Origin of the sequence: Cryobacterium sp. SO2, assembly GCF_026151165.2 — a bacterium.
Classification (GTDB): domain Bacteria; phylum Actinomycetota; class Actinomycetes; order Actinomycetales; family Microbacteriaceae; genus Cryobacterium.
The window spans coordinates 3,602,333-3,617,273 of the sequence record NZ_CP117849.1 but is presented as its reverse complement, the minus strand read 5'-3'; the positions used below and the strand labels follow the sequence as shown (position 1 = coordinate 3,617,273).

The following is a 14,941-nucleotide window of genomic DNA, read 5'->3' as shown; positions in this document are numbered from 1 at the left end:
CAGGTACAGGCGCCGCTGAGGAGAGTCCTTGGTCCCATCGAAAGGTGAGGTGGTCTGGGTACCCTTGGATGGCGCCGACCCCCGGGTCCGGTGCCGAAAACTCGAGGGGCACCATGCTGAACACCGAAGGCACCACCGCCACACGCCGGGTCGACGCGGCCACCGGCTGGGCGAGCGTGTGCGAGCTCACCCAACTGGAACCGCTCTGGGCCGAAGCCGCGCTGGTCGACGGTGAGCAGCTCGCCCTGGTGCGGATGCCCAGCGGCACCGTCTACGCCGTGTCCAACCAGGATCCGGCCACCGGATCGTTCGTGATGTGCCGCGGAATCGTCGGCTCGCACGGCGACAGGGACACGCTCACGTCACCGCTGCACAAGCAGGTCTACGACCTCGGCACCGGCGAGTGTTTCAGTACCCCCGACTTCACGCTCGCCACCTTCGCCGTGCGGGTAGAGGCCGGTGTCGTGCAGGTGAGGCTCAGCGCCGACGATCGGGCCGCCGCGACCGCCGCAGCATGATGATCGCCGGGCCGGCGACGGAGGCCGCACCGGTACTGCTGGCCGCCTCTCACGGTTCCCGGAGCGCCCCTGCCCAACACGCCGTGCTCGCTCTGGTCGACGCGGTGAGTCGGCGGCTGGCTGCAACCACGTCGGTCGTGCCCGTCGTGGGCGCGTTCGTCGACGTGCAGCAGCCCGACGTGCCGCACTGCCTGGCGGCCGCGGAGCCCGGCCGGGCCGCCGTCATCGTTCCGCTGCTGATCTCCGCCGGGTATCACGTGCGGGTCGACCTGGCCGATGCGGTGACCGGCGCCCGACCGCGACCTGTGGTCGTCACCGACGCCCTCGGCCCCGATGAGCGCCTGGCGCGCATCCTCGCCGACCGGCTTGTGCAGAGCGGCCTGGGCGCGGACGACCGCGTGGTGCTGGCCGCGGCGGGATCCAGCGACGCGAATGCCGTGGCCGACTGCGTCACCGCGGGCGAACAGCTCGCGGCGATCCTGGCGCGACTGGTGACCGTGGCGTTCATCGCGGCCGCGCAGCCGAGACTGGCGGATGCCGTTGCCGCCGTTCGCCGGGAATCCCCGGCGGCCCGGGTGGTCGTGGCCAGTTACCTCCTGGCGCCAGGGACCTTCGCCGGTCTGGCCCGCGAGGCCGGCGCGGATGTGGTCAGCGCTGCCCTGCTGGTGGAGGGCGAGGAGCCGCCCGCCGCACTCGTCGACATCGTCATCGACCGCTACCGCACGGCCGTCTCGGCCCTCCCGCCCGCCGCCCGCCGGCGCGAGACTCGCTAGACCTCGAGGCCGTCACGGATGATCGTCTGCCCGGTCGGCCACGCGCTGAAGGGCGCCGTCACCGGCAGTACAAGGGCGGGGCCCGTGTACGTCTCCGGGCGCAGCTCGGTATCGATCATGCGGGTCACCTGGCCCAGCGCCTGCTGCCAGCCACCCGTGGCGTAAAACCCCACAACGGCCGGCGCGCAGGTGAGGAAACCGAACGGCAGGCCCTGAGACCCCAGGGCCGCCGCCGCCTCGGCCAGGAGCCGGCGGCCGAGCCCGGTGCCCTGGTAGTCGGGGTCGACACCGACCAGGCCCACGTCGCCGACCAGCTGCGAACCGCCGGACTCGAGGCGCAGCATCCGCCGCACGAAGCCGAGGTGCGCGACCGGGCGGCCGTCGTCGAAGCCGATCACGCGGGCCTCAGGGCGAGCGCCCATCCAGCTGCGGGCGCCGGTGAAGGTGGCGTGGTCGTTCGGGTAATACCGTGCGAACAGCGCGGCCAGCGCGGTGTGGTGCTCCGCGGACAGATCTGCCTCCCAGCAGAGTGTCCACTCGATGTCAGGCATCCGGTCAGCCTAACCGGCGGCCCGTGAGTCGGCCGTGTAAATCCTGCTTCGCGGCGGGCCAGAAAAGCCTGTGAACACACTCAGAAAACGCTAAGGTAACTGGTTGAAAGCTGGCGCGGCAACATTGGGTGAACATTTCACCCGGCTCCAACACGCCAGAGAGCACCAACGATGAAGCTCCATCTCGCTCAGGCACTTCTCGATGTCCACACAGACGTCGACGTCTCCCGTGCCGTCGAGATCCGGGTGTCCGATCGGCGGGTCGCGACCCTCAGCCCAGACACGAGCACAGACCCGGCCGCGCTGTCGCACCGTTCGCCCCGCGCCGTCCCCGTGCGCTATCGGCTGCCGCCGGCCTTCGGCTCCACCCTGGCCGGGTCCGGCGAGCTGTCGCTGCACTATTCGGACACCGGCGCCGAGATCGCCCGCGCGCACGTGGCGGCGGAGCTGGAACCGGACTCCGGCGCCTTACGTTTTGTGGACGACACCGGTCATCCGGTGGTGCTGAACAAGTGGGGCCACCGGTCGATCACCTTCGGCGACGCCTCGGAGGCGATGATCACCAGCCTGCTCAGGCACACCCGCCAGGTGATCGCGCAGATCACCGAGTTCGGCCTCAAGCCGTGGCTGATGGGCGGCACGCTGCTGGGCGCAGTGCGTTCGGGGGCGCTCATGCCGCACGACGACGACGCCGACCTCGGCTACGTCAGCGCGCACACCAACCCGGTGGATGCGGCGCTGGAGAGTTTCGCGCTGCAGCGCTTCCTCGAGTCCGCCGGCCACACTGTCATCAGGTACAGCGCCACCCAACTGCAGATCCTGTTCCTCAGCGGGGAGGGAGCGGGGTTCCACGTTGACGTGTTCGGCGGTTTCTACCGCGACGGCATGTTCATGCAGCCGTTCCACGTGCGCGCGGCCCTGCCGCCCGAGATCTTCGACGACCTGCGGCCTGTTCGCCTGGCCGGGTGGGAGTTCCCCGCGCCCAACCCGCCGGAGCCCTGGCTCGAGGCCAACTACGGCCCCGGCTGGCGGGTGCCGGACACCGGGCACCGGTTCGTCACCCCGGCCTCCGCCGCACGCCGGTACATCAACTGGTTCGGCAACCTCAATCAGCACCTGGACTTCTGGGACGAGTACTACTCCGACCGCGGCGACCGCGTTGCGGCGCCGTCCGCGCTCGCCGAGGGGCTCCTGGCGGGCGCCCCGGCGGATGCCACCATCTTCGAACTCGGGCACGGCCGGGGCGACGACCTGGCCCATCTGGCCAGCCGCGGACATCGGGTGGTCGGCATCGACTTCTCCCGCTCGGCCGCCGTCGCCGCCGGCACCCGGTTGGGCTCCACGCATCCGCGGGTGGAACTCTGCCGGCTCGACCTGGGCGACCGGCGCCAGACCCTCGCCCTCGCCCTGCGAGAGGCTCAGTCGAAATCGCCCGTGCGGATCCTGTCCGCCAACCTGTTGCATGTGCTCACGATCGAAGCCCGTCCGGGCCTCGTGACCATGGTGCGGCACCTGCTCGGGCGCTCAGGCGAATGGCATGTGAGCTTTCCCACCGTGATGGCCGACGGGTTCAGCGTCGACGACCCCACCACCTGGCACCTCACCGTGGAGCAGTTCCGCGCTCTGGCGGCCACCGAATCCGACCTGCGGATCGTATCGATCCGGGTCGACCCCCTGGCAGACCGGAATCCGGCCACCGCCATCGTTGTAAGAAGAGGACCACTGTTGTGACCGTGAAGACACTCGTTGCCTCCCTCGTCCGTCGGCTCGCGCCGGAGACGATGCGCTCCCTGGAAGACCTGGCCACCCTGCGCCGGCAGGGCGAGAGCCTGCCGGGTCTCGTTGCCAGGGCTGAGCGGCTCGAGGCCAGGGTGGCCGAGTTCGCCGAACTCGAGTACGCCATCGACGAGCTGCGGAGGGATTCGCTGCGCATCGCCGAGCTCACCGACCTCGTGGTGACCCGGGTGGGCGCCCTGCCCCTGCTGCACGCCGACCAGACCAACTAGCCCGCAGCGGCCGCGTGCTCGGCCTGCACCTGGGTGGCCCGGGCGCGGAGAGCCTCAACGACGGTGCGCACCGCCAGGCGCTCGGCCCGGTCGGGGCGCATCAGCGCCACGATCTGCCGCTCGGCGTCGAGTCCGCGCAGCGGCTTGAGCACCATGCGGCCGGGCTTGTTGCCGCTGGAGGTGTACCGGGGCACGAGTGCGATGCCGAGCCCGGCCATGATGAACGACTCGATCAGCCGGATGTCGGCGAATCGCTGCGTCACTCGCGCCCGGCCGCCGGTCTGCAGTTCGATGTCGTGCAGGACGCGTTCGAAGGCATAGCCCACCGGCACACCCACCCAGGTCTCGCCCACCACGTCGCTCGCCCCGAGCGAAACCCGGCCGGCCAGCCGGTGGTCGGCCGGGAGGCCTACGTCGAGCGGTTCCGTCATCAGCGGCACCGAGGTGAGCCCGCGCCCGCCCCAGGTGTGCTGGCCGCGCATACTGTGCGCGAGCACGATGTCGTATTCGGAGGTGAGCGCGGGGAAGTCGCTGAGCTCCGGGTCCATGTCGGTGCAGTGCACCGCGAGGCCGTCGTGGCCGGCGAGATCCTGCAGCGCGCCGGGCAGCAGCATCTGCCCGGCGGTGGGGAAGGTGACCAGGCTCACATCACCGGTGGCCCGGTTGCGGAAGGTGTCCCAGACCGCCGTGGCGCGCTCCAGGGCAACCGCGATATCGGTGGCGCTCGCGGCCAACGCGCGGCCTGCATCCGTGAGGACGAGACCCCGCCCGCTGCGTTCGGTGAGGGGCAAACCGGCCTCGCGTTCGAGCACTTTGAGCTGCTGCGAGACCGCAGAAGGAGTGCGGTGCGTGGCCAGCGCCACGGCGGTCACGCTGCCGCGTTCGGCCAGTTCGCGGAGCAGTTCGAGACGTTGCACATCCATGTAGCCAGACTACATAGTCACTGCAGAACTATGTGATTGTGCTGAAAAGTTGTTGGTGGTCTGATAAGAGAGTCGGTTACGGGGCACACGCCCGCTGTGACACGGCCATCCACTTCCTTCGAAAGGCACGACCGTGTTCGTTTTCATGATCCTCATCTCCCTTGTCGCTGCTGGCTCCATCGCCGGAACCGTCGTCGCCGTGAACAAGGACGGCTACGGCCGCATCGCCGAGAAGAAGTTCGTTCGCAGCTTCTAATCCCCTCCGTCCCGCGCCTGACCGTATCGCGCGCGGGACTCCTGGCGGGCAATTGGCCTAAAGTAGCTCTGTGACGGATACACGCAAGCAGCTCATCGACCACATCTCGGCCGAGGCCGTCTTCCACGGTGACTTCACTCTCACCAGCGGCAAGAAGGCCACGTATTATGTGGATCTCCGCAAGGTCAGCCTGGACCACCGGGTCGCCCCGCTGATCGGTCAGGTCATGCTCGACCTCATCAAAGACATTCCGGACGTCGTGGCCGTCGGCGGCATGACCATGGGCGCAGACCCCGTCGCCACCGCGATCCTGCACCAGGGTGCCGCACGCGGCCTGGCCTACGACGCTTTCGTCGTGCGCAAGGAGCCCAAGGACCACGGCCGCGGCCGTCAGGTCGAGGGCCCGGACCTCGTCGGTAAGCGGGTCATCGTGCTCGAAGACACCTCGACCACCGGCGGCTCGCCGCTCGCGGCCATCGAGGCGCTGCTCAAGGTCGGAGCGATCATCGCCGGCGTGGCCGTGGTCGTCGACCGCAACACCGGCGCCCGCGAGGTCATCGAAGGCGCGGGCTACCCGTACTACGCGGCCATCGGACTCGAGGACCTGGGACTGAGCTGATGCCGGATCAGCAGGGCGGACACGACGAGGACGACCTCGGCATCGACTGGCTCGCTTCGCAGCTGAGCGACGACGATGAGACCGACGGCGAGACCGACGAGCCGGAGCAGCCCGCTGAGGCGGCCGCTCCCGCGACCGCGGTCGAACCGGATGCCGGCGTCGAGCCGGCCCCGACCGTCGTGATGCCCGTGGTTCCCCCCGCTGCACCCCAGGACGAACCGGCGCCGCCGGCACCGGCCGACAGCTACCCCACCCGTGCCGAGCGTGTTGAAGCCGAGCGGGCCGAGGCCGACCGCGTCGAAGCCGAGCGGGCCGATGCGGAACGCACCATCGCCATCCGCGCCGCCGCCGAGCGGGCCGAAGTCGAGCGCGCCGAGACCGCCCGGGTAGCCGCAGAGCGTGCCGAGGCCGAGCGCGTCGAGACCGAACGTGTCGAGGCCGAGCGCGCCGAGACTGTGCGTGCTGAGGCTGAACGAGCCGAGACTGCCAGGGCCGAAGCCGAGCGGGCCGAGATCGCCCGGGTTGCCGCCGAGCGCGCGGAGACCGAGCGTGCCGAGGCCGCCCGTGTTGCCGCTGAGCGTGCGGATGCTGAGCGTGCGGATGCCGAGCGTGCCGAGACCGAGCGGCGGGAAGCCGACCGTCGTGCAGCCGAGCAGGCTGAACTCGCGCGTGCGGAAGCCGACCGCAGTGCGGCGGAACGTGCCGACGCAGACCGTGCCGACGCCGACCGCGCCGAAGCAGAGCGTGCTGCCGTGCCGATCGCCGACGAGCCGGAAGCCGAGTCGAGCACGCCCGAACCTGCGTCCACCGGCTTCCGTTGGGGCCTGACGCCCACGATCGAGCCCGACCCGGTTGTTGAGGCCCGTCGGGCGCAGGCTGCCGAAACCGCCGCAGCCGTACCTGCCTCCGCAGACACCACCCCGGCCAGCGATGAAGCCGCCGTCGTGCCGTCGGCACCCGCACCAACCGCCGCCGTACCGCCCGCCGTGGCACCGCCCACCGCCGTCCCGGCTGCGGCAGCGGAGCCGACCACGGCACCCGAGCCGGCCGTGCCGTCGCCCGTCGCCGCGGCGTCGGTCCCCGGCGCAGAACCGGTCGAGCCGCTCACCAAGGCACCGGCCGCACCCCGCCGTTTGGCGGCCGACCCTGAGCCTGCCCCGTGGTGGACGACGCCGGCGCAGTCCCGGCTCGTGCCCACAGACGAAGAAGAGGCGGACGCCGTCCGGCGCCGCACCGCGCCCAGCCCGCTGGGCACCCCGCCCCGCTCCGCCGCCGGCTCCGCTGCCGCTGCCGCTGCCGCTGCCGCTGCAGCCGCTGGCGCACCGGCACCGGTGGTGGCGCCGCGCGCGGCGCATGTCGCGCCATCGACCGGTGACGAGGGCGCCCGCCCGCCCGCTTCGGCCGTGCCTGCCGCTCTGCCTCCCGTGGCCGGCCCCGCAGCTGCCGCCGGTGCCACCTCGGCAGCCGACGCACACGCATCCGGGCTCATCCCGGAGGACGCCGCCGACGCTGACGCCGCTGCACCCAAGCGCAGCTCCTTCACGGCCGGCGGCCCGCCCCGCCGTCCGTCGAGGCGCACTCTCGCCTGGGCCGGCGGAGCCGTCCTCGCCGTGCTCGTGATCATCGGACTGTTCTTCCTCGGCCAGGGCCTCGGCGGCACGCCGGTGGCCGCACCGACTGCCACCGAGTCGGCGGCCGAGAGCGCCACACCGACTCCCACGCCCACGCCGACGCCAGCTCCCACCGCTCCGCAGCCCGTTGGTGTGCACGCCTGGGACACCATGTTCGGCACCGAATGCCTGGAGCCGTACACGTCACCGTGGGACGAGGAGTTCACGGTCGTCGACTGCGCCACTCCGCACACCGCGCAGCTGGTCTACCGCGGCATTCTCGAGGGGGAGAGCGGCTCGGAGTTCCCCGGCGAGCAGGCCTTCGCCGACCAGATCAACGTGCTCTGCAGCGCCCCAGGAGTGATCGACTTCGCGGCCGCCGGAGCCTACGACGATGTGCAGCTGCAGGGTAGCTACCCGGTCACGGCCGAGCAGTGGGACGCCGGCGACCGGTACTTCTACTGCTTCGCGAGCCGCTCCTCCGGTGAGCCGCTCACCGCGAGCCTCGCCCCAGTCGCCTAATCAGCCACCACCACCCGCGAGCCGTGAGTTGGGCCCCGAAAAACTCCGGTTTTCGGGGCTTTTCTCACGGGTCGCGAGGATGTTGGGCCTAGATCTCGTCGGACTCGATGGGCCCGACGTGGAGCAGCTGGTGCACGCCGTCCAGGATCTCGTCGGGGCGGAACGGGTAGCGGGCGACCTCTGCGGGGTCGCTGATGCCCGTGAGCACGAGCACGGTGTGCAACCCGGCCTCGATGCCGGCCACGATGTCGGTGTCCATCCGGTCGCCGATCATGCCGGTGTTCTCCGAGTGCGCGCCGATGCGGTTCATCGCCGAGCGGAACATCATCGGGTTGGGCTTGCCCACCACGTACGGCTCCATGCCGGTGGCCTTGGTGATGAGCGCGGCGATCGCGCCGGTGGCCGGCATCGGTCCCTCGGCGCTCGGGCCGGTCGCATCCGGGTTGGTGACGATGAAGCGTGCGCCCTTGAGCAGCAGACGGATGGCCTTGGTGATGGCCTCGAAGGAGTAGTTGCGGGTCTCGCCCACCACCACGTAGTCCGGGTTGGTCTCGGTCATGATGAAGCCGGCCTCGTGCAGCGCGGTCGTGAGGCCCACCTCGCCGATCACGAACGCCGTGCCGCCGGGGCTTTGCTGCTTGAGGAAGTCGGCCGTGGCCAGCGCCGAGGTCCAGATGCGCTCCTCGGGCACGTTGAGGCCCGACGAGCGCAGGCGGGCCGACAGGTCGCGCGGCGTGAAGATCGAGTTGTTGGTCAGCACCAGGAACGGCGTGCCCGCGTCGGTCCACTGCTGCAGAAGTTCGGCGGCTCCGGGCAGTGCCTGGTTCTCATGCACCAGGACGCCGTCCATGTCGGTGAGCCAGCATTCGATCTCGTCACGGGTTCTCATGACACGCTCCTTCTTGGGGGACGCCGTTGTGGGCAGCTAAGGGAACACGCTGCCGCCCCCAGACTATCGGGGCGAGGTTTCCCACCGGCACCCGGGAGGTGCACTCATCTGCGCTGCTCGGGCAGCACTCAGCTGGTGAGCCAGACCGCCACCGCCACGTCGGGCGAGAACGGATGCGGCGCCCCCGCGGGCAGCAGCACGGTAGCCGCGTCGAGCACCGTGAGGTGGCTGCCCGGGCCGATGCCAGCGTCGGCAAGGGAGCGCAGCACGGCCGGGTCGCGGTCGCTGACCCTCAGCACGGTTCCGGCGTGGCCGGGCGGCGCATCCGCGAGCAGGATCGACGGCACCTGGTCGGTGGACCCGTCGGCGGCGGGAATGAGATCGCCGTGCGGATCGGCCTTCGGGTGGCCCAGGTGGGTGTCGATCGCCTCGAGCAGCCGGTCGGAGATGGAGTGCTCAAGCACCTCGGCCTCGTCGTGCACCTCGTCCCAGGCGTAGCCGAGCTCGCGGACGAGCCAGGTTTCGATCAGACGATGCCGGCGCACCACGGCGGTGGCACGCAGCCGGCCTGCGGGGGTGAGAGTGAGCGGGCCGTACGGCACGTGGGCGATGAAGCCGCCGGCGGCCAATTTCTTCACCATCTCCGTCACCGACGACGGCGCGATGCCCAGCCGGGTGGCGAGGGCCTTGGGCGTGATCGGCTCCGACTGCCACTCGGTGTGCGCGTAGATCGTCTTGAGGTAGTCCTCGGCGGCGGGTGTGGTGGGTTTCATGGCCTACTCAGGGTAACCGGGCGGGTCACGGTGCGGTGAAGACCAGCACGAGCAGCACGGCGTTGAGGGTCACCAGGAGCACCGCCGCGAGTGCGCCGGTCGCCGTGGTGAACCAGCGGTTGGCGAAGTCGCCCAGCAGGCCCTTCTGCGCGGTGAGCCAGACCAGCGGGATGAGGGCGAACGGGATGCCGAAGGACAACACGACCTGGCTCAGCACGAGGGCCTGGGTGGGGTCGAAGCCGATGCCGAGGATCAGCAGGGCCGGAATGAGTGTGACCACCCGGCGCAGCAGCAGCGGTACACGCACCTTGAGCAAGCCGTGCATGATCTCGGCGCCGGCGTAGGCGCCCACCGAGGTGGAGGCGAGGCCGGAGGCCAGCAGGCCGATCGCGAACACTGTGGCCACCACCGGTCCGAGCGTGCTCGCGAGTGCCGCGTAGGCGCCCTCGAGGGAGTCGGTGCCGGGCACGCCCTGCAGTGCAGAGGCCGCGAGCAGCAGGATGGCCAGATTGACGGTGCCGGCGATGGCCATCGCGATGGTCACATCCCACTTGGTGGCCCAGAGCAGGCGGCGGGTGGCGGCCGGTCCTTCCTGCATCGGGAAGCGGTCCCTGGTGAGCGCCGAGTGCGCGTAGATGGCGTGCGGCATGATCGTGGCACCGAGGATGGACGCCGCCAGCAGCACGGAGTCCGCACCCTGGAAACGCGGCACGAGACCGTCGATGACGCCTCCGGCATCCGGCGGTGCAAAGAACACCCCGGCGGCGAACCCCACCGTGATGATCAGCAGCAGCGCCACGATGACCCGTTCGAAGACCCGCGGGCCGCGGCGGGTCTGCACGGTGAGCACGATCATCGAGATGACTCCGGTGATCACACCGCCGGCCAGCAGCGGCAGGCCGAAGAGCAGGTTCAGCGCCACGGCGCCGCCGATGATCTCGGCCAGGTCGGTGGCCATCGCCACCAGCTCGGCCTGAATCCAGTAGAGCCGCCGGGAGGTAGGCCGGCGCAGGCGCACGCCGAGCACCTCGGGCAGGCTGGTGCCGGTGACGATGCCGAGTTTGGCCGAGAGGTACTGGATCAGCCAGGCCATCAGGTTGCCGGCCACGACCACCCACACCAGCAGGTAGCCGTACCGCGCGCCGGCGGTCATATTGCTGGCCACGTTGCCGGGGTCGAGGTACGCCACCCCCGCCACAAGGGCCGGTCCCAGCAGCCAGAGCAGGCGGGTGGATGCCACGCCACGCGCGGTGGGCAGGTCGGGCTGCTGAACGGCGGCGCCCGGGGCATCAATTTGAGGCATGCCTAAATCCTACAGATTATTTAGGCATCCCGAAACCCTCAGTCACGCGATGTGCCGTCACCGCGCTCAGGCGCCCACGATGAGCACGAGGCCCGTTGGGCTATTCGCCTGCGCGAACAGCGTGTTGACCCGGTCCCGGTCGAGGGCCGGAGGGCGTGCGCCGCGGTAGACGAACTGCATCGCGACGCCCGGTGTCAACCAGACGGTGGTTCGGCTCTCGCCGGTGTTGGCCGGGTAGCCCCAGCTGAAGTAGAACGACTGCTGCAGGCGAAACTTGGCCCCGATCACGGCCTGCAGGTACCCGAGGACCTCATCGTCCAGGATCACGATCAACGTCGAGTCATAGATGAACCGTCCCACCGGTCAGGTCCTCGAACCCGGGTGGCGTGTCCACGCGCACCGGTACGACATCTGCTCGTGCATCGCGACGCCCCCCGGGTCGTGTCAGTCTGCTGCCCGCGCGGTCCCCCCGAGCATCGGATCCTCAATCTATCGAGGGCGTTCTGACCCGGTCAGCCCCCATCCGGGGCATCCGCGGGCCACGAGTTACTCGCGCACGTCCTCCGGCAATTCGACGGTGGGCACTGTCCCGTGGCCGCGAGTGCGCAGCGTCTCACGTCCGGCCTTGTAGAGCTCGGAGAGGATCGGGACGCCGGAGAGCAGCACGATTCCGATGATGAAGTACTCCGAGTAGCGCGCGACGAAGTCGATCTGGCCGAGCAGGAAGCCGACCATGGTGAGGCCGACGCCCCAGGCGAACGCGCCGATGAGGTTGAAGGTCACGAAGGTGCGGTAGCTCATCTTGCCGACGCCGGCGGCGAGCGGCACGAACGCGCGGAAGACGGGCAGGAACCTGGCGATGATCACGGCCTTGCCGCCGTGCTTGGCGAAGAACGCGTTGGTGCGCTCCACGTTCTTCGGGTTGAAGAACCGGTTCTGTTCGCGGGCGAAGACGGCCGGGCCCGCCTTGCGGCCGATGCCGTAGGCGAGCTGGTCGCCAGCGAAGGCGGCGACGAAGATGATCAGGCAGGTCACGAAGATCGGGAACGGCACGTCCCCGGTGGCGGTGAGCAGGCCCACCGTGAACAGCAGCGAGTCGCCCGGCAGGAACGACAGCACAATGAAGCCGGTCTCGACGAACACGACGGCGGCGACGCCGAGCAGCACGAAGGATCCGAACCAGCCGATCAGCCACTCGGAGTCGAGGAAGTCGATTCCGAAGAGTGTGGGTTGCATGGAGGTACCTTCCGGTCGGGGTCATGATTACGGTCTCGATCGGATGGTGCCGGCAGGTGGACGAGGTTGACATCGCTCCGGGCGCCGGCTGAAGCGCACCCTGGGCACAAGGGTAGCGAACCCGATATGAACGGAAGCTGGGTGCCCGGCGGGATACGGTGGTGCAGTGCCAGAACCGTTGAACCCCACGCCAGAGCTGTCCACCAACGGGGTCGGCCCGTGGGTGGGGGAGTGGCCGGACGAGCCGTACTACGACCCCGAACTGCTCGAGCGCGGTGACACCCGCAACGTGATCGACCGGTACCGCTACTGGACGATGGCAGCGATCGTGGCCGACCTCGACGAGAAGCGCAACCCGTTCCATGTGGCCATCGAGAACTGGCAGCACGACATGAACATCGGCTCCATCGTGCGCAGCGCCAACGCGTTCGGCGCCGACACCGTGCACATCATCGGCCGCAAGCGCTGGAACAAGCGCGGCGCGATGGTGACCGACCGCTACCAGCACGTTTTACACCACCCGGATGTCGCCACCTTCGTGGAGTGGGCCCGCGGGGAGGAGCTGCCGATCATCGCCATCGACAACCTGCCCGGCAGTGTGATCATCGAGACCTTCAGCTTCCCCGAGCGCTGCGTGCTGCTCTTCGGTCAGGAGGGCCCCGGCCTGTCGCCGGAGGCCGTCGCCGCCGGCGACGCCATGGTGGAGATCAGCCAGTTCGGCTCGACCCGCTCGCTCAACGCCTCCGCGGCGGCGGCCGTGACCATGCACTCCTGGATTCTCCAGCACAGATTCTGACCATCCGCACCCCGCCGGGTCTAGCGTGGGGTCATGACTGCGATCACCGACGATCTCCCTGCCAGACTCCTGCACGAAGCCCACGACGGGTGGCGCGCCATCCTCGCGGGTAAGGGCGGCGACTACTTCCAACGCACCATGACCTGTGACGCCCTGCTCATCCTCCCTGGCCAGGTGGTGGACCGGGATCACGTGCGAGCCGCCCTGGCCGCCGCCGGTCCGCTCGACCGCTACGAACTGCACGATCCGGCCGTGATCCGGGTCGGCGAGCACGCCGGCGTATTGGTCTACCGGTCGCTCGCCTGGCGGGGCGACGTGGTCACCGAGCTGCAGACGTCCACCACCTATCTCTTCGACGAGAACAACGGCGGCTGGTCCATCGCCGCCCACCAGGAGTCCCCGGTCTAACCGTGCACGCCGGTCTCGGCCTCCCGCTCACCGGTGAGCGCCGAGACGGGCACGGTGCAGGTCTCGCCCTTCCACGCTTCGAGGCCTTCTTTCACGGCAAAACCTGCGATCACGAGAGCCGCGATCGAGTCTGCCCAGGCCCAGCCGAGCAGCGAGTTCAGCAGCAGTCCCGCGAGCAGTGCAGCGGACAGGTAGCTGCAGAGCAGCGTCTGCTTCGAATCGGCCACAGCGGATGCCGAACCCAGTTCTCGGCCGGTGCGCCGCTCGGCCCAGCTCAGCACGGGCATGATGGCCAGACTCACCGCCGCGAGAACGATGCCCACCGGGCTGTGCTCGGCCGAGCGCACGCCGGTCAGCGAGAGCGCTGCATCCACACTCACGTACGCTGCCAGCGCGAAGAACGACACCGCGATCACCCGCAGCGCCGCCCGCTCGCGCGCCTCGGGGTCCGGCGCCGCGAACTGCCAGGCGATCGCCGCCGCCGACAGCACCTCCACGATGGAATCGAGGCCGAACCCCACCAGGGCGGCGGAGGACGCGATACTGCCTGCCGCCAGGGCGATGACCGCCTCGACCACGTTGTAGCCGATCGTGCCGGCAACGATCAGGCGGATGCGGCGCTGCAGCACCAGGCGACGGGCCGGCTCGAGCGTGGTGGTCGTCATGACCGTCACGCTCCGGTGCCGCAGCAGAGCGGAACGTCGCAGCCCGGGTCGGTGCACGGCTCGCCGTCGTCGACAGCCAGCACCACCTCGACGAGCGACGCGAGCGCCCGGGTCAGATGCGGGTCGGCGATCTCGTAGCGGGTCTGCCGGCCTTCCGGCACCGCGGCCACGAGGCCGCAACCGCGCAGGCAGCTCAGGTGGTTCGACACGTTCGACCGGGTGAGGTCCAGCGAAAGGGCGAGCTGGGCGGGGTAGCCGGGCTGCTCGAGCAGGCTCAGCAGAATGCGGGACCGGTTCGGGTCGGCCATGGCGCGGCCGAGGCGGTTGACGACGTCGAGGGAAGAGGCAATGGTCAGCACACACTGACCATACAGCCCGGACTGACCTGAGACCAGAGCGAGAGCGATGTATCCGCGCGGGAATTGCTTGCACTTTCTAACAAATGGTGCAAAACTGCACTTTATGACCGACAGTGCAACCACCACCCGCGTTGAGCGGCGGATGCGCAAGACGGCGTCGAGCCTCACCGCGGTCTCGCGCCGGCTCACCGCCGAACGCGGCCTCGCCGGGTTCACCATCGAGGAGGTCTGCGACGAGGTCGACGTGTCCCGCCGCACCTTCTTCAACTACTTCGCCTGCAAGGAAGACGCCGTCATCGGGGAAAACTCCGACAACGAGTTCGAGATCCTCGCTGAAGCCTTCCTGGCGGGAACGCCCGGCGACTGGTCCCGTGTGCTGCAGGACCTGATCGAGTTCGCCATCACCCACATCGAGTCCGGCGATATGGACCCCACCGCGCACACCGACTTTATGGCGGCCCTGGAGCGGGAACCCCGATTGATGACACGCTTCATCGGAGTGACCAGGGAGCGTGAACGCCAGCTCCGCGCCCTCATCGCTCAACGCGAGGGTGCGAGCGAGGACGACCCCCGCGCCGCCGCCGTCGTCAGTGTCCTGGCGACGCTCATGCAGTCATCCGTGCAGCGTTTCGTCGACCCGGCGAACACCCAAAATTTCTCCACAATTCTGTTGGCCTCGCTCGCGGCATTCCGCACAGTGCTGGCCGCCCCCACCCCCTGAAAGGCAACACCAC

Annotated in this window: 18 protein-coding genes; 9 read left to right on the top strand and 9 right to left on the bottom strand. The window is 69.6% G+C overall.

The genetic code is table 11. The annotated features are described in order from the left end of the window. Positions 1-113 precede the first annotated feature (113 nt). Positions 114-518, top strand: a complete 405-nt coding sequence (gene nirD, locus BJQ94_RS17035) for a nitrite reductase small subunit NirD (protein ID WP_265399682.1) — start codon at positions 114-116, stop codon at positions 516-518. Beyond that, entirely contained in the window at positions 515-1,291 is a 777-nt protein-coding gene (locus tag BJQ94_RS17030) for a CbiX/SirB N-terminal domain-containing protein (protein ID WP_265399683.1), read from the top strand. The genes nirD and BJQ94_RS17030 overlap by 4 nt, the downstream gene beginning before the upstream one ends. On the opposite strand, the gene BJQ94_RS17025 is transcribed toward BJQ94_RS17030, so the two are convergent. Continuing rightward, the gene (locus BJQ94_RS17025; protein WP_265399684.1) at positions 1,288-1,842 is read right to left on the bottom strand and encodes a GNAT family N-acetyltransferase; all 555 of its coding nucleotides are present in this window, start codon (positions 1,840-1,842) and stop codon (positions 1,288-1,290) included. The two genes, BJQ94_RS17030 and BJQ94_RS17025, sit on opposite strands and share 4 nt — an antisense overlap. A 171-nt stretch (positions 1,843-2,013) precedes the next feature. On the opposite strand from BJQ94_RS17025, the gene BJQ94_RS17020 reads away from it, so the two are divergent. Next, on the top strand, positions 2,014-3,573 hold the full coding sequence (locus BJQ94_RS17020) for a LicD family protein (RefSeq protein WP_265399685.1): 1,560 nt from the start codon (positions 2,014-2,016) through the stop codon (positions 3,571-3,573). 2 nt (positions 3,574-3,575) lie between these two features. Next, positions 3,576-3,848, top strand: coding sequence for a hypothetical protein (locus BJQ94_RS17015; RefSeq protein ID WP_265399686.1), 273 nt, complete (start codon positions 3,576-3,578; stop codon positions 3,846-3,848). On the opposite strand, the gene BJQ94_RS17010 is transcribed toward BJQ94_RS17015, so the two are convergent. Next, positions 3,845-4,771, bottom strand: a complete 927-nt coding sequence (locus BJQ94_RS17010) for a LysR family transcriptional regulator (RefSeq protein WP_265399687.1) — start codon at positions 4,769-4,771, stop codon at positions 3,845-3,847. The two genes, BJQ94_RS17015 and BJQ94_RS17010, sit on opposite strands and share 4 nt — an antisense overlap. Before the next feature lie 326 nt (positions 4,772-5,097). On the opposite strand from BJQ94_RS17010, the gene pyrE reads away from it, so the two are divergent. Then, positions 5,098-5,646 (top strand): orotate phosphoribosyltransferase, encoded by a 549-nt coding sequence (gene pyrE, locus BJQ94_RS17005; RefSeq protein WP_265399688.1) that lies wholly within the window; start codon positions 5,098-5,100, stop codon positions 5,644-5,646. Next, the gene (locus tag BJQ94_RS17000) at positions 5,646-7,778 is read left to right on the top strand and encodes a hypothetical protein (RefSeq protein WP_265399689.1); all 2,133 of its coding nucleotides are present in this window, start codon (positions 5,646-5,648) and stop codon (positions 7,776-7,778) included. The genes pyrE and BJQ94_RS17000 overlap by 1 nt, the downstream gene beginning before the upstream one ends. Before the next feature lie 88 nt (positions 7,779-7,866). On the opposite strand, the gene BJQ94_RS16995 is transcribed toward BJQ94_RS17000, so the two are convergent. From BJQ94_RS16995 to BJQ94_RS16975, 5 genes are all read right to left on the bottom strand, one after another. Next, positions 7,867-8,667 (bottom strand): HAD-IIA family hydrolase, encoded by an 801-nt coding sequence (locus BJQ94_RS16995; RefSeq protein WP_265399690.1) that lies wholly within the window; start codon positions 8,665-8,667, stop codon positions 7,867-7,869. Positions 8,668-8,795: 128 nt separating this feature from the next. Beyond that, complete coding sequence (locus BJQ94_RS16990) at positions 8,796-9,440, bottom strand: metal-dependent transcriptional regulator (protein ID WP_265399691.1); 645 nt, start codon at positions 9,438-9,440, stop codon at positions 8,796-8,798. 25 nt (positions 9,441-9,465) lie between these two features. Next, the gene (locus BJQ94_RS16985; protein ID WP_265399692.1) at positions 9,466-10,743 is read right to left on the bottom strand and encodes an Nramp family divalent metal transporter; all 1,278 of its coding nucleotides are present in this window, start codon (positions 10,741-10,743) and stop codon (positions 9,466-9,468) included. Between the two features lie 66 nt (positions 10,744-10,809). Next, complete coding sequence (locus BJQ94_RS16980) at positions 10,810-11,103, bottom strand: ATP-dependent DNA ligase (protein WP_265399693.1); 294 nt, start codon at positions 11,101-11,103, stop codon at positions 10,810-10,812. A gap of 186 nt (positions 11,104-11,289) precedes the next feature. Then, the gene (locus tag BJQ94_RS16975; protein ID WP_265399694.1) at positions 11,290-11,979 is read right to left on the bottom strand and encodes a VTT domain-containing protein; all 690 of its coding nucleotides are present in this window, start codon (positions 11,977-11,979) and stop codon (positions 11,290-11,292) included. Between the two features lie 166 nt (positions 11,980-12,145). Between BJQ94_RS16975 and BJQ94_RS16970 the strand changes: the two genes are divergently transcribed. Together BJQ94_RS16970 and BJQ94_RS16965 are read left to right on the top strand one after the other, a co-directional pair. Beyond that, positions 12,146-12,775 (top strand): RNA methyltransferase, encoded by a 630-nt coding sequence (locus tag BJQ94_RS16970; RefSeq protein ID WP_265399695.1) that lies wholly within the window; start codon positions 12,146-12,148, stop codon positions 12,773-12,775. A 33-nt stretch (positions 12,776-12,808) separates the two neighbouring features. Further along, positions 12,809-13,183, top strand: a complete 375-nt coding sequence (locus BJQ94_RS16965) for a DUF4440 domain-containing protein (RefSeq protein WP_265399696.1) — start codon at positions 12,809-12,811, stop codon at positions 13,181-13,183. Here BJQ94_RS16965 and BJQ94_RS16960 read toward each other — a convergent pair. Together BJQ94_RS16960 and BJQ94_RS16955 are read right to left on the bottom strand one after the other, a co-directional pair. Beyond that, entirely contained in the window at positions 13,180-13,848 is a 669-nt protein-coding gene (locus BJQ94_RS16960) for a cation transporter (protein ID WP_265399697.1), read from the bottom strand. The genes BJQ94_RS16965 and BJQ94_RS16960 overlap by 4 nt on opposite strands. 5 nt (positions 13,849-13,853) lie before the next feature. Further along, a complete protein-coding gene (locus tag BJQ94_RS16955) occupies positions 13,854-14,207 on the bottom strand; it encodes a metalloregulator ArsR/SmtB family transcription factor (protein WP_265399698.1) in 354 nt (117 codons plus the stop codon). Between the two features lie 103 nt (positions 14,208-14,310). Here BJQ94_RS16955 and BJQ94_RS16950 point away from each other — a divergent pair, with 103 nt between their 5' ends. After that, entirely contained in the window at positions 14,311-14,928 is a 618-nt protein-coding gene (locus BJQ94_RS16950) for a TetR/AcrR family transcriptional regulator (RefSeq protein ID WP_265399699.1), read from the top strand. Positions 14,929-14,941 lie beyond the last annotated feature (13 nt).

Coding starts and splice junctions, on each gene's coding strand:
- nirD (WP_265399682.1), top strand. CDS start 114: ATGCTGAACACCGAAGGCACCACCGCCACACGCCGGGTCGACGCGGCC.
- BJQ94_RS17030 (WP_265399683.1), top strand. CDS start 515: ATGATGATCGCCGGGCCGGCGACGGAGGCCGCACCGGTACTGCTGGCC.
- BJQ94_RS17025 (WP_265399684.1), bottom strand. CDS start 1,842: ATGCCTGACATCGAGTGGACACTCTGCTGGGAGGCAGATCTGTCCGCG.
- BJQ94_RS17020 (WP_265399685.1), top strand. CDS start 2,014: ATGAAGCTCCATCTCGCTCAGGCACTTCTCGATGTCCACACAGACGTC.
- BJQ94_RS17010 (WP_265399687.1), bottom strand. CDS start 4,771: ATGGATGTGCAACGTCTCGAACTGCTCCGCGAACTGGCCGAACGCGGC.
- BJQ94_RS17000 (WP_265399689.1), top strand. CDS start 5,646: ATGCCGGATCAGCAGGGCGGACACGACGAGGACGACCTCGGCATCGAC.
- BJQ94_RS16995 (WP_265399690.1), bottom strand. CDS start 8,667: ATGAGAACCCGTGACGAGATCGAATGCTGGCTCACCGACATGGACGGC.
- BJQ94_RS16990 (WP_265399691.1), bottom strand. CDS start 9,440: ATGAAACCCACCACACCCGCCGCCGAGGACTACCTCAAGACGATCTAC.
- BJQ94_RS16985 (WP_265399692.1), bottom strand. CDS start 10,743: ATGCCTCAAATTGATGCCCCGGGCGCCGCCGTTCAGCAGCCCGACCTG.
- BJQ94_RS16975 (WP_265399694.1), bottom strand. CDS start 11,979: ATGCAACCCACACTCTTCGGAATCGACTTCCTCGACTCCGAGTGGCTG.
- BJQ94_RS16965 (WP_265399696.1), top strand. CDS start 12,809: ATGACTGCGATCACCGACGATCTCCCTGCCAGACTCCTGCACGAAGCC.
- BJQ94_RS16960 (WP_265399697.1), bottom strand. CDS start 13,848: ATGACGACCACCACGCTCGAGCCGGCCCGTCGCCTGGTGCTGCAGCGC.
- BJQ94_RS16950 (WP_265399699.1), top strand. CDS start 14,311: ATGACCGACAGTGCAACCACCACCCGCGTTGAGCGGCGGATGCGCAAG.